Here is a 22,343-nt window from a genome sequence, read left to right on the forward strand (position 1 = left end):
TCGGAAAGAAAAGGCCGGGCAATGCCCGGCCTTTTCTTGTCGCCGACGGGTGGGTTATTGCCTGTAGTGAACATAGTAGCGGCCATCGCCCAGAATGATGGGCACCCAGGCATAGCGCAGCGCGGCGCCTTCGCTTGGCGACACCGTCATCGACCGGGCATGGGCAATCACGCTGTCGTCGGGCGTGGTTAGCGGCACGGCGTCCAGCAACTGCACGCTGGCAGCCGTGCCGTCTGCGCGAAATGCCACGAGCACATCAGCCATGCCGGCATCAGGGCCACGGGTGCCTGGCGTCACGTCGACGTGATGCCGATGCGTGGTGGGATGCAGGTCATCATGCGCGATGGCGCCGGCCATTCCTGCGCGGATACTCGCGTCGTACACCATCTCGAAGCTGCGCACGTCCTTGATGATGGCGTCCATCGCGGGCCGCTCGACGTGGTCATCGATGCGCTTGATGAGTTCCGCGGCATAGCTTTCCCTTACGACGTCTCTTTCTGAAGACGACACGGCATAGTGGGCATAGATCTGCGCCCAGTTCATGGCCTCGGGATAGTCCTTCGCCGCCAGCTTGAGCTCGGCCATCTTGGCCATGGCCAGCACGCTGCCGCGAACGGCGGCATTGGCAAAATACAGGCCGGCTTTCTCGGTATCCGCCTGCACGGGCGAGCCATGGGCGTGCTGGCCCATGTGGTAGAGCGAGCCGAGCATGTACAGATCCTGCGGGTCTTCCAGCCTGGGGCGGTGCTCCAGGTTTGCTACGGTGCGTCGTCGTTCATCGAGGGGAATGCGATCGTCGAACAAGGCAGCCCACTCCTGATCGGACATGGCCTGATCGGACATGGGTGGTGCAACGTTGGCGTCCGTTGAGGTCGGCGGGGTGACCTCTTCCGTCGCCACGGCAAGTCGAGCCGTTGAGCACGCGAGACAGAGGCCCACAGCCGTCCACAACGCTATCCCTTGCATCGATTTCATGGCGTTCCATCCCCCAATGGTGTCAACGAAGTATCGCTTGCCTCGCGGGTAATCTGTAGGGGTGACCGCGAGCAACGTGGTCAAAGCAAAAGGCCGGGCAGGTGCCCGGCCTTTCGAAGACGCTTGGCGCCTTGACTTACTTCGCCGCCATCAACGCGACGGTCATGTCGAGCATGCGGTTGGAGAAGCCCCACTCGTTGTCGTACCAGCTCAGCACCTTCACCAGGGTGCCGCCCATGACGCGCGTCTGGGTGGCGTCATAGGTGGAGGAGGCCGGGTTGTGGTTGAAGTCGATCGAGACCAGCGGCTTGGTGTTGACCGCCAGGATGCCCTTCAGCGCGCCGTTGGCGGCTTCGTTGATGACAGCGTCGATCTCTTCCTTGGTCGTCGCACGAGCGGCGTCGAAGGTCAGGTCGACCACCGACACGTTGATGGTCGGCACGCGCATGGCGAAGCCGTCCAGCTTGCCGTTGAGCTCCGGCAGCACCAGGCCCACCGCAGCGGCGGCGCCAGTCTTGGCCGGGATCTGGCTCATCGTGGCCGAGCGCGCGCGACGCAGGTCGGAGTGATACACGTCCGTCAGCACCTGGTCATTGGTGTAGGAGTGGATGGTGGTCATCAGGCCGCGCACGATGCCGATCTTGTCGTGCAGCACCTTGGCCAGCGGGGCCAGGCAGTTGGTGGTGCACGACGCGTTGGAGATCACTTCCAGCTTGGAGGTGAGTTTGTCGTCGTTGACTCCGAAGACGAAGGTACCGTCCACGTCCTTGTCGCCAGGGGCGGAGATGATCACCTTCTTGGCGCCGGCGGCGAGATGCGCGCTGGCCTTGGCCTTGGAGGTGAACAGGCCGGTGCACTCGAGCACCACGTCGACGCCCAAGGCGCCCCACGGCAGCTTGGACGGATCACGCTCGGCACAGACCTTGATGCGGTCGCCGTTGACGATCAGGTCGCCACCCTCCACCGACACGGCGCCCGGGAACTTGCCGTGGGCGGTGTCGTACTGGGTCAGGTGCGCGTTGGTCTCGGCGTCGCCGAGGTCGTTGATCGCGACGATCTGGATCTCTTGGGTGCGACCGGCTTCGTACAGCGCGCGCAGAATGTTGCGGCCAATGCGACCGTAACCGTTGATGGCGACCTTAATTGCCATGGGACAGCATCCTCCGGGGTAGATGACGAAAATGGCGGCCGCTGGCCGCCGTAAAACCGTCATTTTAGCCTGAACCGGGGGGCGGCCTCATCTGGGGCTGTTCAGGAAGTCCCTAACGCGCTTGAATCGACGTTTTACGGCTAGCCGAGCAGGAAGGGAAAACGCCATGAGCGACGCACAACAGACCATCGAGATCTCCCTGGAGCAGACCGCCGACTACGAATTCCGGGTCCGTTTCGATGACACGGCGATCCCCGACCTGATCACCGATGAAACCGCCCCGCTGGGTCATGACGCCGGCCCCAATCCCTCGCGGCTGCTGGCCGCCGCCGTTGCCAATTGCCTGACGGCGAGCCTGCTGTTTGCCCTGCGCAAATACAAGAATGCTCCGGGCACCTTGGGGGCGCATGCGAAAGCGACGCTGACGCGTAACGAGCATGGCCGCTGGCGCGTCACCCACATTGCGGTCGACCTGCAACTGGCCGATGCGGCGGCGACACTGGAACACCTGGATCGCGTGCTCGCCCAGTTCGAGGACTTCTGCATCGTTACCGAGAGTGTGCGGCAAGGGATCGCGGTCGATGTCTCCGTGCGCGATGAGGAAGGGCAACTGCTGTCCAAGCCCGCCGGCGGCTGAGAGCTTCGCTTGGATCTGGCTGTCATGGGGCCGTGGCACACTCCACGGCCCGCTCACCCAAGGTCACCCATCGCCATGCCTGCACTTCGTCGATCCGCCGCTGTTGTACTGATGTGCCTTGCTCTAGCACCTGCCGCGCAGGCTTGGGGTCCTTTGGGGCACAGTGTCGTAGCGGACCTGGCGCAGCGTCAGTTGAGCCCGACGGCCGAGGCGATCGTGGAGCGGCTGCTGGCGCCGGAGCACACGCGCTCGCTGGCCGATATCGCCAGCTGGCCCGACGAGATCCGCAACGACCCCAAGCAGGCCGATCTTTGGAACAAGACCCGCGGCCTGCATTACGTCGACTTCACTTCGGGCGATTGCGACTACCAACCGCCACGTGACTGCCGCGATGGCGTCTGCGTGGTCGCGGGCATCGACCATTACGTTGCCGTGCTGGGCGACAAGACCCAGCCCGATGCGGTGCGGCTGGAAGCGTTGAAGTTCGTAGTGCATTTCATTGGCGACGAACATCAGCCGCTGCACGGTGGCTCGCGTGACGACAAGGGCGGCAATGCCTACCAGGTGCAGTTCAACGGCAAGGGCACGAACCTGCACAGTGTGTGGGATTCGGGCCTGCTCAAGACGCGTGGCCTCGAATGGAAGGCCTACGCAGACGAACTCGATGCACGCGGCCCGGTCGATCTGCCGCCCCCGATCCCGCCGCTGGACAATATCTATGCGCAGTGGGCCGAGGAATCCTGCGCCATTTCGCGCGATATCTATCCCGACGGCCACAAGATCGACCAGGCCTATGTCGACAAGGAGTTGCCGGTGGCCGAACTGCGCCTGCGTGAAGCGGGGCGTCGCCTGGCTGAAGTACTGAACCTGGCGTTGTCGCGCTGAGCCCGCGTCGGGACTTGCGTCACGCCCCCTGTTTCCTAGGGCGTGGCAACCGTCTTGTCCGCCTGGCTGGGTTGACCGATGTTTCGGTTCAGGAAATCGAGCAGCTTGTCGTACATCGCCAGACGGTGCTCCGGTAGAAAGAAGCCGTGACCCTCGTGCGCCTCCGTCAGGGATTCGTAGTGCTTGCCTTGCCTGTCGAGTGCCGATGTGAACTCCGCGAAGTTCGCGTAGGGAGCCCTCTTGTCCATCCCACCATGGATCAGCAGGAGATCGGCCTTGAGGCGGTCGACGCCGGCGATAGGTGAGCGCTTCAGCAGATCGGCACGATCATCACCCAACACGTCGTGCAGATAATCCAGGCCTTGGTCAGTAAGTTGCGTGTCACTCTTGTCGAGCTGGATCCGCAGATCGTAGACACCGGCGTAGCCGATGGCGCAGCGATAGAGCTCAGGTTCGCGGATGGCACCCTCCAGTGCGGCGTAGCCTCCGTAGCTGCCGCCGTAGATGCATACACGCGAGGCATCGGCATGCCCTTCGCGCACTGCCCAGCGGGTCGCGTCGGTGACGTCGTCCTGCATGGCTAGCCCCCACTGGCGATAACCCAGCTGCTCGAATTGCGCTCCGTAACCACCTGATCCGCGGTAGTTGATCTGTAATACCGCATAACCGCGGCTGGCGAGCAGCTGAGTTTCCTCGTCGAATGTCCATGCGTCGGCCTGGCCATGTGGTCCGCCGTGAGGTAGCACCACCATGGGAAAAGGCCCCTTGCCATTCGGTTCGGTGAGAAAGCCGTGGAGGACGACGCCGTCCCGTGCGGTGACGGCGATCGGTTGCATGGGCCGCATGCGCTTGGGTGAAAGCCAGCGACGCTGGCTGAAGAGATAGCGCGCCTGCTTCTTCTCAAGATCGAACAGGTAGTAGTCGCCGGGATTGCGATCGCTGCTCACATCGACGATGGCAAGGCGGCCGTCGCGAGTGAACGATGTCGGCCGGACCAACTGGCCAGGAAAACTGCCAACCAGCGCGTCGATGATTTGTGCCTCGATGCGGTGCGGGTCGAAGAAATGCATCGTCGGCACGCCGTCGCCGGTGATCACACCGTAGAAATCCTTGCCGTCCGCCGTCGGAAGCAGATGGCCGGGGTCGGCGAATTCGCCGCGATAGAGGAGGGTGCGTTCGCCGCTGTGCAGGTCCATCAACTCGATGGAATCGGGCCCGCGCGCATGCGTCACCCGCACGTACAGCAGGCTGTTGTCGCGATTGAAACCGATGGGCCGGATCTCCTCATGGGAGGTCTTCGCATCGTTGCGCAGAGCCCACTCTCCACTGGCATCACGCGTCCACAGACGCGGGTGTGTGTAACCGCCGCCGGTCGCTGCGCGGGGCTCACCCGTATGATCGAGTGTCATCCACACGTCGGGCGCGGGACCTCCCAGGATGCGCCGGCTCTCGCCGTTGACCACGTCCAGGCGTTCGATCGACGGCACATTGCCCGAGCGCTTGTCGGTGAACGGCTGGGTCTGCACCAGCAGGTAGCGGTCGTCGTCCGTAGGCGCGGATGGAAGCAGGCTCGCATAGGCAGCGCGGCCAATAGCGCCATGCTGAATATGGTCGCTGCTAGCGCCAACGTCGCCACCCCAACCGAACAGGTACATGTCATGGCTGCCATCGGCATCGATGGCCATCAGTTCACCGGTATACGTGGGCTGCTCGAGGCTCCCCTGGCGAGTAGCCATCGCCAACACCAGCCGATGATCGTTCACCCACAGGTACTGAAGGATCTCGTTGCGGCTGTTGGCGCGCAGGCTCGATAACGGCTTGCCGCTCGCGGTGTCGATCATCACCAACATGTTCTCGTATGGCATGCCGGGGCGAGGCGCCAGGGTGGCGATATAACGCCCGTCCGGCGACAACTGGACGTTGTGGAATTCGCTGGGCTGGATGAAGTCGTGAGTAGGGATGACAGTCGAATCTGTACCCATTGCTGTGGACAGCGGCGATGTGCACAGCAAGGCCAGCACGGCGGCAGCCGTACGCTTAAGACGTGTCATGGCGGAACTCCCCTTGTCCGTGGATCCCCCGATCCTCGCGGTGATATTAGCGAAATGTCCAGTCGATCCGTGCGTGTTCGCCTACGCATCGAGCCATCTCCATCTATGCTTTTTGACGCGCTGCAGCATCTTCATCGATGTCGCAAATAGGGGGCGGCAGGGCGTCTGTACCTCGACCATCGCGGGTTGAATCGGTGCACGCGGTGCTTATCGCAACTGGGTGGATACCACACCAGTGGTTGGATACCTTCGCGACCCGCGAGTAGACCAGTGCTCGTCCTCAACCCCAATGATGGCGATAGAGCGCCATACCACTTGACCGGGTGGTCATCAGGCCACGTGCAGTCCACTTTGACCTCAAGAAACAGGTGGCGAAGGCCCCCAACGACCCACTAGCAGATCGATTCAAATCTGCTAGCGTTGAAGCATGACTACTGAAAATCCGCTGCGCCGCACAAAGATAGTTGCCACCCTCGGTCCTGCGACCGACGCGCCTGGCATGCTCGAAAAAATCATCGCCGAAGGCGTGGACGTGGTTCGCTTGAACCTGTCGCACGGCCAGCCTGACGATCATCGCGCGCGAGCCATCGCCGTGCGCGAGGCGGCGGGCAAGCTCGGCCGCGAAGTCGGTGTCTTGGCCGATCTGCAGGGTCCCAAGATCCGCGTGGAGCGTTTCGCCAACGGTCCTATCGAACTGAGCGTCGGCGACGCCTTCGTGCTCGATTGCCGCCCCGGCGCGCCGTTGGGCGATGCCACCCGCGTCGGCGTGAGCTACTACGGTCTGCCTAACGATGTGGTGGCCGGCGATGTGCTGCTGTTCGACGACGGCCTGGTCGCGATGACGGTCGAGCAAGTCGTCGGTGTCGAGATCCATTGCCGCGTATTGATTGCCGGCCGCCTGTCCGATCGCAAAGGTCTCAATCGCCAGGGCGGTGGGCTTTCGGTGTCGGCCCTGTCGGACAAGGACCGCGCCGATATCAAACTGGCTGCCGAGATCGGCGCCGATTTCCTGGCCGTGTCCTTCGTACGCTCGGCCGATGATATGCATGAAGCGCGGCGCCTGCTGGAAGAAGCCGGCGGCCGGGCGTCGCTGGTGGCCAAGATCGAGCGCGCCGACGCGATTCCGGTACTCGGCGAAATCATCGACGCTTCGGATGTAGTGATGGTGGCGCGTGGCGACCTGGGCGTGGAGATCGGCGATGCCGAGCTTCCCGGCCTGCAGAAGAAGATCATTCGCGAATCGGTACAGCGCAATCGTGCCGTGATCACCGCGACGCAGATGTTGCAGTCGATGGTGCGCTCACCCATTCCGACTCGCGCCGAGGTGATGGACGTCGCCAACGCCGTCATCGACGGCACCGATGCGGTGATGCTGTCCGAAGAGTCGGCCGCCGGTGCGCATCCGGACAAGGCGGTGGCCGCGCTTCGCCGCATTTGCCTGGGTGCCGAGCGTCAGTTCGAGCCGAAGGAAGATCCGGCCACGCAAGGCCATCTGCTGGATCGTACCGATCAGGCTATCGCCCTCGCGGCCATGGTGCTGGCGGCGCAGCTGGGTGTGCGTGCCATCGTGGCGCTGACTGAATCCGGTGCCACCGCGCAGTGGCTGTCGCGCTACCGCAGTGCGGTGCCTATCTACGCCTTGTCGCCGTTCGACGATGCCCGTCGCCGCATGTCGATTTTCCGCGATGTGACGGCGGTGAAATTCACCCACGTTTCGCAGACCCCCGCCGGTTCGGCCCGCGACGCGGTGCACCAGCTGTTTGTCCAGGGCCGACTGGCCGAGGGCGACCGCGTGGTGCTGACTCACGGCGACCACATCGGCCAGGGCGGCGGCACCAATACGCTCAAGCTGCTGTCGGTGGGCGTCGAGGGCGTGGTGGAGTGCCTGCGCGACCTGTGATGGATTAGGGGGCGGGGAATGGGTAGCGGGGGCGCGAAAACCAGCCACCGAAGGTGAGTCTCTGCGGTGCGACAAGGTCTGTCGCCCACGGGATGATGCCCTCAGGTGGTTGGATTTGGCGCCCCACCACCCATCCCCCATCCCTGCTGCTCCCCCGCTGTCGTGGTATCGCTAGAATGGCGACGGTCCGTCCCCACTCGCCCAGGAGGTTTTTCCATGAACACGATGTCACGTCGCTGTGGCCAGGCTTTGGTGCTGGCGCTGGCCATGTCCGGGGCGGCGCCACTGCTGGCGCAGTCGCAGGCGCGCATGGTGGGGCCGGAGCACATCCAGTCGTACTGGATCATGCTCAACACCAAGGTCGACGCCGATATCCCCAACAGCGGCAGCAATATGGACAAGCCGGGCTGCGTCGCCGTGAGCTACCTGATCGGCTCCGATGGCGTGCCGCAGAACGTGACCGTGCGCAAGGTGGTGCCGCAGAGCGGCCTGGACGCGGTGGCCAAGAGCGTGGTGAAAAACTTCCGTTATGGCCCGTCGCTGACCAATCGCAACAGCGAGCCGGTCTCCACTTACTTCATCGTGCCGTTCAACCTGCCGGCCGATGAGGCTCAGCGCAAGTCGATCGTCGCCGCTTGCAAGCTGCCGGGCTTCGACCAGGCCTGAGTCCCTCTCGTCATCCCAGCGATGAAATGAGGCTTTAAGGCGGCCAAGCCCGTCGTGGCGCCCTCCCGGGCCTCTCCGGACCCTATTTGGCCTTATGACATATAATTGCGGACTTTGAGCCTTGCCGCCCCTGCGGGCGGCTTAACCTTGTGCGGCCCACACCGCCTAGTATCCGGAGTTGTCATGAGCATCGAAGACCTCGAAAGCATCGCCTTGGCGATGGTCGCGCCCGGCAAGGGCATCATCGCCATCGACGAGTCGACCAACACCATCAAGAAGCGTTTCGAGGCCGTCGGCATCGAGAACACCGAAGAAAACCGCCGTGCCTACCGTGAGCTGCTGCTCACCGCGCCGAGCCTGTCTGAGCACATTTCGGGCGCGATCCTGTATGACGAAACGATTCGTCAGTCGACCAAAGACGGCGTGCCGTTCACCCAGCTGATGAAGAAGAACGGGATCATCCCGGGCATCAAGGTCGACAAGGGCCCGGTGCCGCTGGCTGGCTTCCCGGGTGACGTGATCACCGAAGGCCTCGATGGCCTGCGCGAGCGCCTTCAGGAATACGTCAAGCTGGGTGCGCAGTTCGCCAAATGGCGCGCCGTGATCAACATCAGCGAAGACAACCCCAGCTCCACCGCCATCGAGGCAAACTGCCACGCGCTGGCCCGTTATGCCGCGCTGTGCCAGGAAGCTGGGCTGGTGCCGATGGTCGAGCCGGAAGTGATCATGGACGGCGACCACAGCATCGAAGTCAGCTACGAAGTGCACGAAGCCGTGCTGCGCAGCCTGTTCAATGCGCTGTACGAGCAGAACGTGATGCTGGAAGGCACCATCCTGAAGACCAGCATGGTCATCCCGGGCAAGGATGCGGAGGAGCAGGTGGAAGTCGAGGAAGTGGCGGAAGCCACCGTGCGCGTGCTGAAGACCACCGTGCCGGCGACCTTGCCGGGCATCGTGTTCCTTTCGGGTGGCCAGAGCGACGAGCAGTCCACCGCCCACCTCAATGCCATGAACCGCATGGGCCCGCATCCGTGGCCGCTGAGCTTCTCCTACGGCCGCGCCATGCAGCAGGCCGCGCTGAAGCTGTGGGCAAAGGACATGAAGGCCAACTACGCCGAGGCGCAGAAGACCGTCGCCGCGCGCGCCCGGGAAAATGGCCAGGCCGCTCTGGGTCAGTGGAACGCCAAGTAAGACCGCGTTTCAGGCCATCGCTATAAAAAGAACGGGCGCCTCGCGGCGCCCGTCTTTTTTTGCCCTGTGGCAGGTCGATCAGAAGCGGTATTCCGCGCTGACGCTGTACAGATTGGTCGGCAGGTGGATGTTCTTGTCGCTCTGGCTGCCGTCGTAGTAGTCCCAGTTCAGGCCCACGCTCCAATTCTGCGCGATGTTGTAGCCAACGCCGGCGCCAGCGTAGTAGCGGGTGCTGTTGAAGCTGGTGAACTGTGGGTTGTAACGGTCGTCGGTGAGGCCCTCGCCCTTGGCGAAGAAGGCACCGCCACGGACTTCGCCGTACCAGCTCGGGTTGAAGTTGTAACGCAGGTTCAAGCCAGCGGTAGCGCCCTGCAGCTTGGACTTGTCGTTGCTGCCGGCGAAGTTCTGCGAGTAGCTGTTCTGGGCGCTGACACGGCCCAGGTAGACGTAGCCCACTTCCGCACCCAACGAGGTCGAGGGGTTGATCGCAAAACGGTAGCCGCCCTTGATGCCACCGGCGAATTCACCATTGTCATAGGCGCCGCGGCTCACGTTGGCGTAGCCGGCGTTCGCGCCGACATACCAACCCTGCTGAGCCGTCGGATTAGCAGCGTCCTGAGCAAAAGCGGCCGGAATAGCCACCACACCAGCGGTAGCGAGGGCCAGAGCAAAAAGTGTCTTCTTCATTTGGGGGAATCCTCTTCGTCTTATAAGTTCAAGCCGCGGTGCCGGGGGTTCGGTCAGGCGCGGCCAGTGCACCAGTCTGTGACGGTGCTGGGGATTAGATGGGGCGGGCGCCGAAGAGTTTCAATACTTGTTAGTCCAGTATTAAGCTTCAGTTAATCGCCAAACTGGCAGGGCCAATCCGCACCTCGCGGGCGACACCGGACGCGAGGATCGGCGACAATGAGCGTTTTTAGCCGCCGCCTGCCCCCCGGAGAATTCTCTAGATGACTACCCGCCGCGAACTCGCCAATGCCGTGCGCGCTCTCGCCATGGACGCCGTGGAAAAGGCCAATTCCGGCCATCCGGGCATGCCCATGGGCATGGCGGATATCGCCGAAGTGCTGTGGAACGACTTCCTCCAGTACAACCCGACCAATCCGAAGTGGTTCAACCGCGACCGCTTTGTGCTTTCCAATGGCCATGGCTCGATGCTGCAGTACGCGCTGTTGCACCTGACCGGCTTTGACCTGCCGATGGACCAGCTCAAGCGCTTCCGCCAGCTGCATTCGAAGACCGCCGGCCATCCGGAAGCCAGCGAAACTCCAGGTGTGGAAACCACTACCGGCCCACTGGGCCAGGGCCTGGCCAATGCGGTAGGTTTTGCGCTGGCCGAGAAGGTGCTGGCCGCGCACTTCAACCGCCCGGACCACGAGATCGTCAACCACCACACCTATGTGTTCCTGGGCGACGGCTGCCTGATGGAAGGCATCTCGCACGAAGTCGCTTCGCTGGCCGGCACCTGGAAGCTGGCCAAGCTGGTGGCGGTCTATGACGACAACGGCATTTCGATCGACGGCGAAGTCCACGGCTGGTTCACCGACAACACGCCGGAACGTTTCGAGGCCTATGGCTGGAACGTGATCCGCGGCGTCGACGGTCATGACGCCGAGGCCATTGCCAAGGCGCTGAAGGCGGCGACCAGTCAGAACGAAAAGCCCACGCTTATTTGCGCCAAAACCATTATTGGTTTTGGTGCCCCGCATAAGCAGGGCAAGGAAGAGAGCCACGGCGCGGCGCTGGGCAAGGACGAGGTTGCTGGCGCGCGCGACGCGCTGGACTGGCGCTCGGCGCCGTTCGAGATTCCGGCCGAGATCTATGCCGGCTGGGACCACAAGAAGGCGGGCGCCGAGCGCGAGCAGGCCTGGCACGATGCGCTGGCCAAGTACACCTCGGCGCACCCTGAACTGGCCGCCGAGTTCAACCGCCGCATGTCCGGCGAACTGCCGTCCGACTGGACGTCCAAGTCGCAGGCCTTCGTCGACAAGCTGCAGTCCGACGGCCCGGAAATCGCGTCGCGCAAGGCCTCGCAGATGAGCATCGAGGCGTTCGCGCCGCTGCTGCCTGAACTGATCGGTGGTTCGGCCGACCTGGCCGGTTCCAACCTGACCAAGTGGAAGGGCAGCGTTGATGCTGGCAACGGCAATAGCGGCGACGGCAAGGGCAATTATGTGTATTACGGCGTGCGCGAGTTCGGCATGAGCGCGATCGCCAATGGCCTGGCGCTGCACGGCGGTTTCATCCCGTACGACGCCACCTTCCTGGTGTTCTCCGACTACGCACGCAACGCCGTGCGCATGAGTGCCCTGATCCCGGCCCATGCGATCCATGTATACACGCACGACTCGATCGGTCTGGGCGAAGACGGTCCGACCCATCAGGCGGTGGAGCATCTGGCTTCGCTGCGCTACATCCCGAACAACCAGGTGTGGCGTCCGTGCGATGCGGTGGAATCGGCGATGTCGTGGAAGCTGGCCATCGAGCGCAAGGGCAATCCCGCCTGCCTCGTGTTCTCACGTCAAAACCTCAAGCACCAGCCGCGCACTGCGCAGCAGGTGGCCGACATTGCCCGTGGTGGCTATGTGCTTTCCGATCCGCAGGACACCAAGTTCAAGGCGATCCTGATCGCCACGGGCTCGGAAGTCGGGCTGGCGACGGAAGCGGCACAGGCGTTGGCTCAACAGGGCGTGCCAGTGCGCGTGGTGTCGATGCCGTGCACCGAAGTGTTCGATGCGCAGCCGCTGGAATACCGCGAAGGCGTGTTGCCGGGCTGGTGCCGTGCCCGCGTGGCGGTGGAAGCGGCGACCGCCGACTTCTGGCGCAAGTACGTGGGCCTGGACGGCGACGTGATCGGCATGACCACGTTCGGCGCTTCCGCGCCGGCGCCGCAGCTGTTCGAGCACTTCGGTTTCACCGTCGCCCATGTGGTCGATGCAGTGAAGCGCGTCATCGGCTGATGCCCTTTCAACCCTCTCCCCCTTGGGGAGAGGGCAGGGTGAGGGGCGGGTGCTCGCCCAAACCTCGCATAAAAAACGCCGCGTTTATCGCGGCGTTTTTTATGCGCTCCTACACAAAAGGATCTCAGGCGGCCAGCAACGTCGCCAGATGCTGCGGGTCATGCGCAATCGCATGCGCCCCGGCTTTTTCCAGTTCCTCGCGACTGCCAAACCCCCACAGCACACCCACGCCACGTACCCGATTGGCGACCGCGCCATCGATATCGAAGTGGCGATCGCCGATCATCGCGGTCTGCTCGGGCGCTGCACCGAAGTCGGCCAGTGCCGCCGCGATCATCGCCGCCTTCTCGCTGTGTGGACTCGATGGATCGGGCCCATACAGTCGGCTGAAGGCGGATCCGAACGGCAGGTGCTCGATGATCGGTCGCGCATGACGCTCCGGCTTGCTCGTGACCACGGCCAGCTGATGACCCGCAGCCAACAGCTGGCCGATCATCGCTTCGATACCCGGATACACCGTGTGCTCACGCCAGCCGATGGTGTGGAAGCGATCGTGGTAGTGCTCCACCGCCTGTTCAATGCGGTCGTGATCGTGATCCAGCAGCGGCGCGAAGCTGTGCCGCAGCGGCGGGCCGATCCAGTGGCGCATCGCGGCGGGGGCGGGCACGCCCAGCTGCGTGAGGGCGTGCCGTACACAGCCGAGGATGCCCAGCTCCGAATCGATCAGCGTGCCATCGAGGTCGAATAGACAGAGCATCAGTGACCTTTGCGTGCCCGGAGTGCGGCCACGGCCGGCAGCTCCTTGCCTTCGAGAAATTCGAGGAAGGCACCGCCACCGGTGGAGATGTACGAGATATCTTTCTCGATGCCGTACTTGTCGACCGCGGCCAGCGTGTCACCGCCGCCGGCAATCGAAAACGCCGGCGAGGCGGCGACGGCGCGCGCCAGCGTTTCGGTGCCTGCGCTGAACGCGTCGAACTCGAACACGCCGACCGGGCCGTTCCATACGACGGTGCCGGCCTTGGCGATCATCTCGGCATAGCGGCGTGCGGTTTCAGGCCCGATGTCCAGGATCATCTCGCCGTCCTTCACTTCGTCGACGGGCTTGACCGTGGCCGAGGCATGGGCGGAGAACTCCGGGGCCACCACGACGTCGACGGGCACCGGCACATCGGCATTGCGGCGCTTGGCTTCGGCGATGACTTTCTTGGCCGCCGGGATGAGATCGGGCTCGTACAGCGAGTTGCCAACCGACCAACCCATGGCCGCGATAAAGGTGTTGGCGATGCCGCCGCCGACGATCAACTGGTCCACCTTGCCGATCAGGTTTTCCAGCAGGGTGAGCTTGGTGGAAACCTTGGAGCCGGCGACGATGGCCAGCAACGGACGGGCCGGCTGCCCCAGCGCCTTGCCCAACGCGTCCAGCTCGGCGGAGAGCAGAGGGCCGGCGGCGGCGATCGGAGCAAACTTGATCACGCCATGGGTGGAGGCCTGGGCGCGATGCGCGGTGCCAAAGGCATCCATGACAAAGATGTCGCACAGGGCGGCGTACTTCTTCGACAGGGTCTCGTCGTCCTTGCCCTCGCCGACGTTCATGCGGCAGTTCTCCAGCACGACCACTTCGCCATCGGCGACATCGACGCCGCCGAGGTAGTCGGCGATCAGCCGCACTGGCTGGCCGAGTTTGCCGCTCAACCAGGCGGCGACCGCGGCCAGCGACGATTCGGCATCAAACTGGCCTTCCTTCGGGCGTCCCAGGTGCGATAGCACCATGACCTTGGCGCCAGCGTCGCGAGCGAGCTTGAGCGTGGGCAGGGCGGCTTCCAGGCGCTGGGTCGAGGTGATCCGGCCGTTTTCGATCGGTACGTTCAGATCTTCGCGAATCAACACGCGCTTGCCGCGCAGATCCAGATCGCTCATGCGGGTGACGGACACGGCGGAACTCCCTTACTTGGATTCGTGGAAACGGGCACCCGTAGGCGCGAACCGCGTATTGTCCTGTCCGCCCGCCGGGGATGCAAACCACGCGACAGCTATCCTAGATAATGAGTGTTTCAGTCTGCCGCAAAGGACACGAGGATGGCCCCGGATTTGGTCTTGTATGGCTACTGGCGCTCGAGCGCCGCCTATCGCGTTCGTATCGCCTTGAATCTCAAGGGCTTGGCCTACGAGTCGCGGCCGGTGCATCTGGTCCGGGACGGTGGCGAACAGCATGCCCCGGACTATCAGGCGCTGAATCCGCAGGAGTTGGTGCCCTGCCTGGTCGATGGCGGGCAGGTGTTCACCCAGTCGATGGCGATCATTGAATACCTCGACGAAACCCGGCCCACACCGCCCTTGCTGCCCGCCGACCCGGCCGGTCGTGCCCGCGTGCGTGCCCTATCCCAGGTGGTGAGCTGCGATGTGCATCCACTGGGCAACCTGCGGGTGCTGCAACATCTGGTGACGCAGTTCGGCGCCGACGATGCTGCCAAGGGCGTGTGGTCGCGGCACTGGATCGGGGATGGGCTCAAGGCGCTCGAAGTGATGCTGGCCGGCAACGTCGCTACCGGCAGTTTCTGCCATGGCGACGAGCCCACCATGGCGGATACCTGTCTGGCACCGCAGATCTACAACGCCGTGCGCTGGAAAATGCCGCTCGACGATTATCCGACCATCCAGCGCATCTATGCGGCGTGCCAGGCGCTGGAGGCGTTCCAGAAGGCGGCACCAGAAGCCCAGTCAGACGCGCCTGCCCCGCTGTAGGGAAGGCCTGAATTAGTCCTTGCTCGTCATCCCAGCTTGCGCTGGGATGACGGTCTATTCAGCGCTTCGTTGCCGTCAGAAGCCCAACCCGTACGGATCATTGCCGACCAGTTCGGTGCTCTCCGAACCGCTGCTTTCGGACAGGCGGATCTTGAGTCCCAGGCCATCGCGGGAATCGGCCTTGTTGAGCGCCTCGTCCAGCTCGATGCGGCCTTCCTTGTACAGGCGGTAGAGCGACTGGTCGAACGTCTGCATGCCTTCCTGCAGGCTGCGATCCATCGCTTCCTTGACGTCGTGGACCTGGCCGCGGCGGATCATGTCGCGGATCAGTGGCGTGTTGAGCAACACCTCGGTGGCCGGCAGGCGGCGACCGTCCTTGCCGACCACCAGGCGCTGGCTGATCACCGCGCGCAGGTTGAGCGCGAGGTTCATCAGCACGTTCTTGTGCGCCGATTCCGGGAAGAAGTTGAGGATGCGCTCCAGCGTCTGGTCGGCGTTATTGGAGTGCAGCGTCGCCAGGCACAGGTGGCCGGTTTCGGAGAACGCGATAGCCGCTTCCATGGTGTCGGTATCGCGGATCTCGCCGATCATGATCACGTCCGGCGCCTCGCGCATCGCATTGCGCAGGGCCTCGTGATAGCTGTGCGTGTCCAGGCCGACTTCGCGCTGGTTCACGATCGAGCGCTTGTGCCGGTGCAGGTACTCGATCGGATCCTCGATGGTGAGGATATGCCCCGACGTGTGCTGGTTGCGGTGATCGATCATGGCCGCCAGCGTGGTCGACTTGCCTGAGCCGGTGGCGCCGACCACCAGGATCAGGCCGCGTGGCTCCATGATCAGGTCGCGAAAAATGGCCGGCAGCTGCAACTGGTCGACGCTAGGAATCTCGCTCTTGATGGCACGGATCACCATGCCCACTTCGCCGCGCTGCTTGAACACGTTGATGCGGAAGCGGCCGGCTTCCTTCACCGCCAGCGCCATGTTCAGCTCCAGGTCCCGCTCGAATTGCGGTACCTGGCCCTCGTCCATCAACGAATAGGCGATTTTCTTGACCATGCCGCTAGGCAGGCCCGTATTGCCCAGCGGGTACAGCTTGCCCTCGACTTTTATGTTCACAGGAGCGCCCGTCGTCAGGAACATATCCGACGCGCCCTTGTCAACCATTAGCTTGAGGAAGTAACCAATGTCCACTCGAATCCCCTGAATTTCGTGCGCATTGCTAAAGTGGATTATGCCTGCCCACAATACGCTGCGACACTCCGAGAGGAATGAGTGATGGTGCACATCTTTTTCCCGCTGTTCGGGCGCCCTAGGGGCGTTCGCCTGGCGGTTTCGACCCTGACGCTGGCAGTCACGCTGGCGCTTTCCGGCTGCGCCTCGACGCCGCCGCCGGACGGGATCATGAACCAGGCCCAGGTGCAGCTACAGGCTGCCCGTGATGCCGACGCCGCTGCCTACGCGCCGGTGGACCTGGGTTTTGCGCAAAACAAGTTCCAGCAGGCCCAGGCCGCCATGGCCAAGGGTAAGTACGATGATGCTGCCACCCTGGCCGACGAAGCCCGAGCGGACGCCGAGCTGGCCCGCGCCAAGGCTCGTCTTGCCGCGGCCAGGTCGCAGATCCAGAACAAGGGCGAGGCCAACCGCCAGCTGCGCGATCAGATCGACCAGTCGCTGAGCAACGAGCAGCATCAGGACCAGAGCCAGAACCCGGCGCTTCCGGCCCAGCAGTCGCAGGGCGATATGCCCGCGCCCGCCAGTTCCTCGCTTGCCGAGCCCATCCCTCAGGGGCAGGGTTTCCAGACCATACCCCAGTCGACCACTGACCAGGGAGGTCATCCATGAAAACCTTGGCCCTCCGTTGTTCGGCGCTTGTCCTGGCCCTGGCTGCCGTGGGCGTTGCCCACGCCGGCAAGGACGACATGGACATCGCCCGCTTGAACAGCAGCCTCGACCAGCTCGCCAGTGACCCGGCCTTGGGCAGCTACGCCCAGGCTGAGCAGGCGCGTGCCCGCGACGCCATCAACCAGCTGGCTCAGGCTCGCTCACGCGACCGCGCCCATGCCCTCTATCTGGCGGAGCGCCGCGTCGACCTGGCCCGCGCCACGGCGCAGCTCCAGGACGCCCAGCTGAAGATCAATCAGCTCGACCGCGAGCATGACCAGATCCTGCTCGACGGCAGCCGCCGCGAGGCCGACCAGGCCCGCCGTGAGCTGGATCGCCAGCGCTCGCAGTACCAAATGGCGCAGGAGGAGGCCGCCCGCCAGCAGGCCGAAGGCGCCGAAGCCACCGCCCAGGCGCAGGCCGAGGCGGTGCAAGCCAAGAAGCTTGCCGCTGCGCAAGCCAAAGTCGCCAATGCCGCCAAGAAGCAGGCCGACCTGGCGGCGCAGGCGGCGCGAGCGATGCGTTCGCAGATGCAAGGCGACAGCTCGTCCTCAGACGACAGCAGCGCCAAGAAAGATCAGGGCAAGTAAAACCCAGGCCCTCGAGGCGAGCAGGTGCGAAGGCCGGCCGGTACATACCGTCGGCCTTCGTGCTTTTGATGAGTAGGGCGAAGCGACGTGAAGTGTCGTACTTCGACCTTTCGTTCAAGATCCGGAAAGTCTTCGTTGAATTCGTGCAAAAGGCTGTTCCGATAGCTTTTTTTACGGATATTTGGCGGGCGATCTAGTCCCTTTATGACGCTTGCATGCCCCTGATCCGGAGAGTAGGGTCAAGTTCCCAGGGCGCACTTCGCTTCCTGGGTCATTGACCGGAATCATGCATCTACCCTTCCCCAACATCGAAGTCCATGGCCCGATTAACCGGCATGGATCGTGGGTGTGTGCATGTCGTTCAGCGTCTGAGGGCGCCCCCACGGGGCGCCCGTCGTTCTCTCCAGAGGAGGTCGAATCATGTTTGAAAACCAGCAGCGTGATGATGTCGAAGCCTTGATGAAGGCCGACGCGGAATTTCGTCGGCTCTACCAACACCACCAAGAGCTCGACAGCAAGGTGCACGACGCCGAGATTGGCGTGCTTCCCATCGATGACATGACGTTATCGGGCATGAAGAAGGAGAAACTCCACGCGAAGGAGCGGCTCCAGCGCATGTGGGACAATCACGCGCACCGCATCAACTAAATCTGCGAGTTTTCGCATGAACGCGGCCCCGGTACCTCCCGCAAGGGAACGGTTTCCGGGGCCGCTCCGTTTTCGGGGTCAAGGACCCTGACTGGTTCAGCGCTTCCTGGGGAAGCGGGCGCCGCGGCTCGGTTATCATCCATGCCCTACGGGTCGTGATGATGCGACCGGCGTTTTCGGCAAGGAGTCCCCATGACGGTCCACCAGAGTGTCCTCGAACTGATCGGACGTACCCCGATGGTACGCGCCCAGCGCCTGGACGTCGGACCGTGTGAGCTGTTCCTGAAATTGGAAAGCACCAATCCGGGTGGCTCCATCAAGGATCGCATCGGCTTGTCGATGATCGAAGGCGCCGAGCGCGCCGGAAAGATTCGTCCAGGCGACACCCTGGTCGAGGGCACCGCTGGCAACACCGGTCTCGGCCTCGCCCTGGTCGCGCAGCAGAAGGGCTACCGCCTGATCCTGGTGGTGCCCGACAAGATGAGCCGCGAGAAGATCTTCAACCTCAAAGCCATGGGCGCCGAAGTGGTGCTTACCCGCTCCGATGTCGCCAAGGGGCATCCGGAGTACTACCAGGACATGGCCGAGCGCATCGCGCGCGAGACACCTGGCGCCTACTTCATCAACCAGTTCGGCAACATGGACAACCCGGCCGCGCATATCGCCACCACCGGCCCGGAGATTCTCGAACAACTGGACGGGCAGGTCGACGCCATCGTGGTGGGCTGCGGTTCGTCCGGTACGCTCAGCGGCCTGTCCAAGTTCTTCGCCGAACATTCGCCGAGCACCGAGTTCGTGCTGGCTGATCCGGTGGGCTCGATCCTCGCCCAATACATCAACGAAGGCACGCTTTCGGCCAAGTCCGGCAGCTGGATGGTGGAAGGCATCGGTGAGGACTTTCTGCCGAGCATCAGCGACTTCACCCGCGTGACGAAGGCTTATGCCATTCCTGACAAGGAAAGCTTTCTGGTGGCGCGCGAACTGCTCGCGAAAGAGGGCATCCTTGGCGGCTCATCCACCGGCACCTTGCTGGCGGCGGCGCTGCGTTACTGCCGCGAGCAGACCGCGCCCAAGCGTGTGGTGACCCTGGTATGCGACACGGGCAACAAGTACCTGTCGAAGATGTACAACGATTACTGGATGCTCGACAACGGCTTCATCGAGCGCGAGCAGTATGGCGATCTGCGCGATCTGTTGCTGCGCCCGTTCGCGCAGCGTGACACCGTGGTGATCGGGTCGAACGAGCTGCTGATGACAGCCTATACACGCATGAAGCTGTATGACGTCTCCCAGCTCCCCGTGATGGACGGTGATCGCCTGGTAGGCATCCTGGATGAGTCCGATGTGTTGATGCACGTGCACTCGGACGAGACCCGCTTCCGCGACGTGGTGTCGACTGCGATGACCAGCAACCTGGAGATGCTCGACGTGCGTTCGCCGATCGAAGCGTTGCTGCCGGTATTCGATCGTGGCCATGTGGCCATCGTCATCGACGGCGAGCAGTTCCTCGGCCTGATCACGCGTATCGACCTGCTGAACTATCTGCGACGCAAGGTGCATTAAGCGCGGCGGAGCTGGCGTTCGGCGCGCCGACGAACACTTGGATTCGGTCCCTTTGTAGCCACGAAAGCCTGCTGAAATCGGTTGCCGACAAAGTGATGGATCTTGAAACACGGGCACGAGGCCCGTGTTTCACTAAGGAGGATATGTCGATGTGTGGAATTGTTGCCGCTGCCGCCCAGCGTGATGTGGCGCCGCTCTTGATCGCCGGCCTGAAGGCGCTGGAATATCGCGGTTACGACTCAGCCGGCGTGGCCGTGCTGGATCGCGGCGAGATTCACCGCGTTCGCGCCAAGGGCAAGGTGCGCGAGATGGAGTCGCTGTACCTGGCCGAACCCTTCCCTGGTGGCACCGGCATCGCACACACCCGCTGGGCCACGCATGGCGTGCCGAACGAGGCGAATGCACATCCGCATATGGCCGGCAGCGTGGCGCTGGTGCACAACGGCATCATCGAGAACTACGCCAGCCTGCGTGCCGACCTGCAAGCGCGCGGTCACGTGTTTACCTCGGAGACCGATACCGAGGTCATGGCCGCCCTGATCAACGAACACGTCGAGGCGGGCCTGAGCCTGCGCGACGCGGTGATGGCGACGGTGCGTGAACTTGAGGGTGCGTACGCGATTGCGGTCATCAGCAGTAAGGAGCCTGGCCGGGTCATCGGTGCGCGCCATGGAGCGCCACTGCTGATTGGCGTAGGTATTGGCGAGCATTTCCTGGGTTCCGATGCGCAGGCGCTGATCCAGGTCACCAACAAGATCATCTATCTCGACGAGGACGACGTTGCCGAGATCACGCGCGACAGCGTGGCGATCTTCGGTCTCGACGGTCAGCGCGTCGAGCGTTCCATGCACGAAAGCGAGTTGTCGGCGGATGCGGTGGAGCGTGGCGAGTATCGCCACTACATGCAGAAGGAGATCTTCGAGCAGCCGCATGCGGTGGCAGCAACGCTCGAAGCGCGCATCGGTCCACACGGCGTCTTGCCCAATATCTTCGGCGTGGGCGGCGATGAACTGCTGTCGCGCGTGCGTGGCCTGCATATCATTGCCTGCGGCACCAGCTATCACGCAGGCATGGTCGCCAAGTACTGGATCGAGGAGTACGCGCGACTTCCGGTCAGTGTCGAAGTGGCCAGCGAGTATCGCTATCGCGAAGCGGTGGTGCCCGATGGCACGCTGTTCGTGGCCATTTCGCAGTCGGGCGAAACGGCGGACACTCTGGCGGCCATGCGCGAGTCTCGTCGTCGCGGCTATCTGGGCACCTTGGCCATCTGCAATGTGCCCGAGTCGTCAGTGGTGCGCGAGGCCGATCTCAAGCTGATGACCCGGGCTGGCCCGGAAATCGGCGTGGCGTCGACCAAGGCATTCACGACCCAGTTGGCGGCACTCGCCCTGCTTACCTTGCATATGGCGCAACAGCGCGGCCTGGATCGCGCGCGCTATGTGGACCTGTGCACGCAGCTGCAACACCTGCCGCGCGCCCTTGAAGATGCGCTCAAGCTGGAGCCGCAGATCATCGAACTATCGGCGCACCTGATTCACCGCCAGCACGCGCTGTTCCTCGGGCGCGGTGCGCAATATCCGGTCGCGCTGGAGGGCTCGCTCAAGCTCAAGGAAATCTCCTACATCCATGCCGAAGCGTATCCCGCCGGCGAACTCAAGCACGGTCCGCTGGCGCTGGTCGACGAGGACATGCCGGTGATTGCCGTAGCACCAAGCGGCCCATTGCTGGACAAGCTCAAGTCCAACCTGCAGGAAGTGCGTGCCCGTGGCGGCGAGTTGATCGTGTTCGCCGATGGCGAGGCCAGCCTCGAAGGCAACCATGCGCGTGGCGTCACCTTGCGCATCAATGGTGGCGGCGACTTCATCGCGCCAGCCGTGTTCACCGTGCCACTGCAGCTGCTCGCCTATCACGTGGCCGTGCTGCGCGGTACCGATGTCGATCAGCCGCGCAATCTGGCCAAGTCGGTGACGGTGGAATGATCTAGCTAGGGAGTGCTGGGATGGTGATCGCCATGATTAAAGTCCGTAACAGAAAATAAAGTCGGTAATGGCATTGCACCTATTCAGTGCAATGCCAGCTCGCCCCCGTGAGCACGGTCGGGCCGCAATTGAGACCGCACCACAAGGGCGCTATGTGGCCGGAATTCGTTCGTAATCCTCCACGATTAGCCAGTAGCTGACCTCGCCGAGGGCTCATCCATCCCTTCTTCCTGGGCTAGAATCCCTTTAGAAATCAGGGAATGGGGGCGGTAGTGCAATCAGCCAAATCTGAAGCCAACCCAGTGGTTGGGTGTGTGGTGCGCATGCGTACCAGGACTTGGCTAGTTGAGGACGTAAGCTCGAATGAATCCGGGCGACCTGAGATCGTTAGTCTCGCGTGTCTGGATGACGATGCCCAAGGCGATAAGCTGGAGGTGATCTGGCCGCTCGCGCTAGATACCAAGGTCCTGGATCGGGAGGCTTGGCACAGCATCGGGGGCAGGGGTTCGATGATCCGCGAAT

At 63.2% G+C, this 22,343-nt stretch carries 19 protein-coding genes; 12 read left to right on the forward strand and 7 right to left on the reverse strand.

Translation table 11 applies throughout. From position 1 onward, the window contains the following. Positions 1–54: 54 nt before the first annotated feature. Both ACT01B_RS03385 and gap read right to left on the reverse strand, forming a co-directional pair. Positions 55–843 carry a hypothetical protein gene (locus ACT01B_RS03385; protein WP_445145981.1) on the reverse strand — a complete coding sequence of 263 codons (789 nt, stop codon included), beginning with the start codon at positions 841–843 and terminating at the stop codon, positions 55–57. A 268-nt stretch (positions 844–1,111) separates the two neighbouring features. Then, a complete protein-coding gene (gap, locus tag ACT01B_RS03390) occupies positions 1,112–2,125 on the reverse strand; it encodes a type I glyceraldehyde-3-phosphate dehydrogenase (protein WP_445145982.1) in 1,014 nt (337 codons plus the stop codon). A gap of 166 nt (positions 2,126–2,291) precedes the next feature. Here gap and ACT01B_RS03395 point away from each other — a divergent pair, with 166 nt between their 5' ends. Together ACT01B_RS03395 and ACT01B_RS03400 are read left to right on the forward strand one after the other, a co-directional pair. Next, positions 2,292–2,762: an OsmC family protein gene (locus ACT01B_RS03395; RefSeq protein WP_445145983.1), complete on the forward strand. Its 471-nt coding sequence runs from the start codon at positions 2,292–2,294 to the stop codon at positions 2,760–2,762. A gap of 75 nt (positions 2,763–2,837) precedes the next feature. After that, positions 2,838–3,647, forward strand: coding sequence for a S1/P1 nuclease (locus ACT01B_RS03400; RefSeq protein WP_445145984.1), 810 nt, complete (start codon positions 2,838–2,840; stop codon positions 3,645–3,647). Positions 3,648–3,682: 35 nt separating this feature from the next. Here ACT01B_RS03400 and ACT01B_RS03405 read toward each other — a convergent pair whose 3' ends face one another. Further along, positions 3,683–5,698, reverse strand: a complete 2,016-nt coding sequence (locus ACT01B_RS03405) for an alpha/beta hydrolase family protein (protein WP_445145985.1) — start codon at positions 5,696–5,698, stop codon at positions 3,683–3,685. 427 nt (positions 5,699–6,125) lie between these two features. Here ACT01B_RS03405 and pyk point away from each other — a divergent pair, with 427 nt between their 5' ends. The 3 genes from pyk to ACT01B_RS03420 all read left to right on the forward strand — a co-directional run bounded on the left by pyk (position 6,126) and on the right by ACT01B_RS03420 (position 9,455). Further along, a complete protein-coding gene (gene pyk / locus ACT01B_RS03410; RefSeq protein WP_445145986.1) occupies positions 6,126–7,598 on the forward strand; it encodes a pyruvate kinase in 1,473 nt (490 codons plus the stop codon). Positions 7,599–7,814: 216 nt separating this feature from the next. Continuing rightward, positions 7,815–8,264 (forward strand): energy transducer TonB, encoded by a 450-nt coding sequence (locus tag ACT01B_RS03415; protein WP_445145987.1) that lies wholly within the window; start codon positions 7,815–7,817, stop codon positions 8,262–8,264. Between the two features lie 183 nt (positions 8,265–8,447). Further along, positions 8,448–9,455: a class I fructose-bisphosphate aldolase gene (locus ACT01B_RS03420; protein ID WP_445145988.1), complete on the forward strand. Its 1,008-nt coding sequence runs from the start codon at positions 8,448–8,450 to the stop codon at positions 9,453–9,455. 78 nt (positions 9,456–9,533) lie between these two features. Here the strand turns inward: ACT01B_RS03420 and ACT01B_RS03425 are convergent, their stop codons facing one another. Next, positions 9,534–10,142, reverse strand: a complete 609-nt coding sequence (locus tag ACT01B_RS03425; RefSeq protein WP_445145989.1) for an outer membrane protein — start codon at positions 10,140–10,142, stop codon at positions 9,534–9,536. 263 nt (positions 10,143–10,405) lie between these two features. Between ACT01B_RS03425 and tkt the strand changes: the two genes are divergently transcribed. Beyond that, positions 10,406–12,415: a transketolase gene (gene tkt / locus ACT01B_RS03430; RefSeq protein WP_445145990.1), complete on the forward strand. Its 2,010-nt coding sequence runs from the start codon at positions 10,406–10,408 to the stop codon at positions 12,413–12,415. A 124-nt stretch (positions 12,416–12,539) separates the two neighbouring features. Here the strand turns inward: tkt and ACT01B_RS03435 are convergent, their stop codons facing one another. Both ACT01B_RS03435 and ACT01B_RS03440 read right to left on the reverse strand, forming a co-directional pair. Beyond that, complete coding sequence (locus ACT01B_RS03435; protein ID WP_445145991.1) at positions 12,540–13,172, reverse strand: HAD hydrolase-like protein; 633 nt, start codon at positions 13,170–13,172, stop codon at positions 12,540–12,542. After that, positions 13,172–14,350: a phosphoglycerate kinase gene (locus ACT01B_RS03440; RefSeq protein ID WP_445145992.1), complete on the reverse strand. Its 1,179-nt coding sequence runs from the start codon at positions 14,348–14,350 to the stop codon at positions 13,172–13,174. Before ACT01B_RS03440 ends, ACT01B_RS03435 begins: the two co-directional genes overlap by 1 nt. 144 nt (positions 14,351–14,494) lie before the next feature. On the opposite strand from ACT01B_RS03440, the gene maiA reads away from it, so the two are divergent. Further along, a complete protein-coding gene (maiA, locus tag ACT01B_RS03445) occupies positions 14,495–15,160 on the forward strand; it encodes a maleylacetoacetate isomerase (protein WP_445145993.1) in 666 nt (221 codons plus the stop codon). Positions 15,161–15,235: 75 nt separating this feature from the next. Here maiA and ACT01B_RS03450 read toward each other — a convergent pair whose 3' ends face one another. Next, positions 15,236–16,351: a PilT/PilU family type 4a pilus ATPase gene (locus tag ACT01B_RS03450; protein ID WP_445145994.1), complete on the reverse strand. Its 1,116-nt coding sequence runs from the start codon at positions 16,349–16,351 to the stop codon at positions 15,236–15,238. An 84-nt stretch (positions 16,352–16,435) separates the two neighbouring features. Between ACT01B_RS03450 and ACT01B_RS03455 the strand changes: the two genes are divergently transcribed. The 5 genes from ACT01B_RS03455 (at position 16,436) to glmS (ending at position 21,821) form a co-directional block, all read left to right on the forward strand. Next, a complete protein-coding gene (locus ACT01B_RS03455; protein WP_445145995.1) occupies positions 16,436–17,002 on the forward strand; it encodes a DUF4398 domain-containing protein in 567 nt (188 codons plus the stop codon). Beyond that, entirely contained in the window at positions 16,999–17,631 is a 633-nt protein-coding gene (locus tag ACT01B_RS03460; protein ID WP_445145996.1) for a DUF4398 domain-containing protein, read from the forward strand. The genes ACT01B_RS03455 and ACT01B_RS03460 overlap by 4 nt, the downstream gene beginning before the upstream one ends. A gap of 420 nt (positions 17,632–18,051) precedes the next feature. Continuing rightward, positions 18,052–18,279 carry a YdcH family protein gene (locus tag ACT01B_RS03465; protein WP_266149805.1) on the forward strand — a complete coding sequence of 76 codons (228 nt, stop codon included), beginning with the start codon at positions 18,052–18,054 and terminating at the stop codon, positions 18,277–18,279. Positions 18,280–18,471: 192 nt separating this feature from the next. Next, positions 18,472–19,842, forward strand: a complete 1,371-nt coding sequence (locus ACT01B_RS03470; protein WP_445145997.1) for a pyridoxal-phosphate dependent enzyme — start codon at positions 18,472–18,474, stop codon at positions 19,840–19,842. A 149-nt stretch (positions 19,843–19,991) separates the two neighbouring features. Next, complete coding sequence (glmS, locus tag ACT01B_RS03475; RefSeq protein ID WP_445145998.1) at positions 19,992–21,821, forward strand: glutamine--fructose-6-phosphate transaminase (isomerizing); 1,830 nt, start codon at positions 19,992–19,994, stop codon at positions 21,819–21,821. Positions 21,822–22,343 lie beyond the last annotated feature (522 nt).

The organism is Dyella sp. Tek66A03 (genome assembly GCF_052567735.1).

Bases quoted from the DNA above. Each gene is read 5' to 3' on its own strand.
- ACT01B_RS03385 (WP_445145981.1), bottom strand. From the start codon at position 843: ATGTCCGATCAGGCCATGTCCGATCAGGAGTGGGCTGCCTTGTTCGAC.
- gap (WP_445145982.1), bottom strand. From the start codon at position 2,125: ATGGCAATTAAGGTCGCCATCAACGGTTACGGTCGCATTGGCCGCAAC.
- ACT01B_RS03395 (WP_445145983.1), top strand. From the start codon at position 2,292: ATGAGCGACGCACAACAGACCATCGAGATCTCCCTGGAGCAGACCGCC.
- ACT01B_RS03400 (WP_445145984.1), top strand. From the start codon at position 2,838: ATGCCTGCACTTCGTCGATCCGCCGCTGTTGTACTGATGTGCCTTGCT.
- ACT01B_RS03405 (WP_445145985.1), bottom strand. From the start codon at position 5,698: ATGACACGTCTTAAGCGTACGGCTGCCGCCGTGCTGGCCTTGCTGTGC.
- pyk (WP_445145986.1), top strand. From the start codon at position 6,126: ATGACTACTGAAAATCCGCTGCGCCGCACAAAGATAGTTGCCACCCTC.
- ACT01B_RS03415 (WP_445145987.1), top strand. From the start codon at position 7,815: ATGAACACGATGTCACGTCGCTGTGGCCAGGCTTTGGTGCTGGCGCTG.
- ACT01B_RS03420 (WP_445145988.1), top strand. From the start codon at position 8,448: ATGAGCATCGAAGACCTCGAAAGCATCGCCTTGGCGATGGTCGCGCCC.
- ACT01B_RS03425 (WP_445145989.1), bottom strand. From the start codon at position 10,142: ATGAAGAAGACACTTTTTGCTCTGGCCCTCGCTACCGCTGGTGTGGTG.
- tkt (WP_445145990.1), top strand. From the start codon at position 10,406: ATGACTACCCGCCGCGAACTCGCCAATGCCGTGCGCGCTCTCGCCATG.
- ACT01B_RS03435 (WP_445145991.1), bottom strand. From the start codon at position 13,172: ATGCTCTGTCTATTCGACCTCGATGGCACGCTGATCGATTCGGAGCTG.
- maiA (WP_445145993.1), top strand. From the start codon at position 14,495: ATGGCCCCGGATTTGGTCTTGTATGGCTACTGGCGCTCGAGCGCCGCC.
- ACT01B_RS03455 (WP_445145995.1), top strand. From the start codon at position 16,436: ATGGTGCACATCTTTTTCCCGCTGTTCGGGCGCCCTAGGGGCGTTCGC.
- ACT01B_RS03460 (WP_445145996.1), top strand. From the start codon at position 16,999: ATGAAAACCTTGGCCCTCCGTTGTTCGGCGCTTGTCCTGGCCCTGGCT.
- ACT01B_RS03465 (WP_266149805.1), top strand. From the start codon at position 18,052: ATGTTTGAAAACCAGCAGCGTGATGATGTCGAAGCCTTGATGAAGGCC.
- ACT01B_RS03470 (WP_445145997.1), top strand. From the start codon at position 18,472: ATGACGGTCCACCAGAGTGTCCTCGAACTGATCGGACGTACCCCGATG.
- glmS (WP_445145998.1), top strand. From the start codon at position 19,992: ATGTGTGGAATTGTTGCCGCTGCCGCCCAGCGTGATGTGGCGCCGCTC.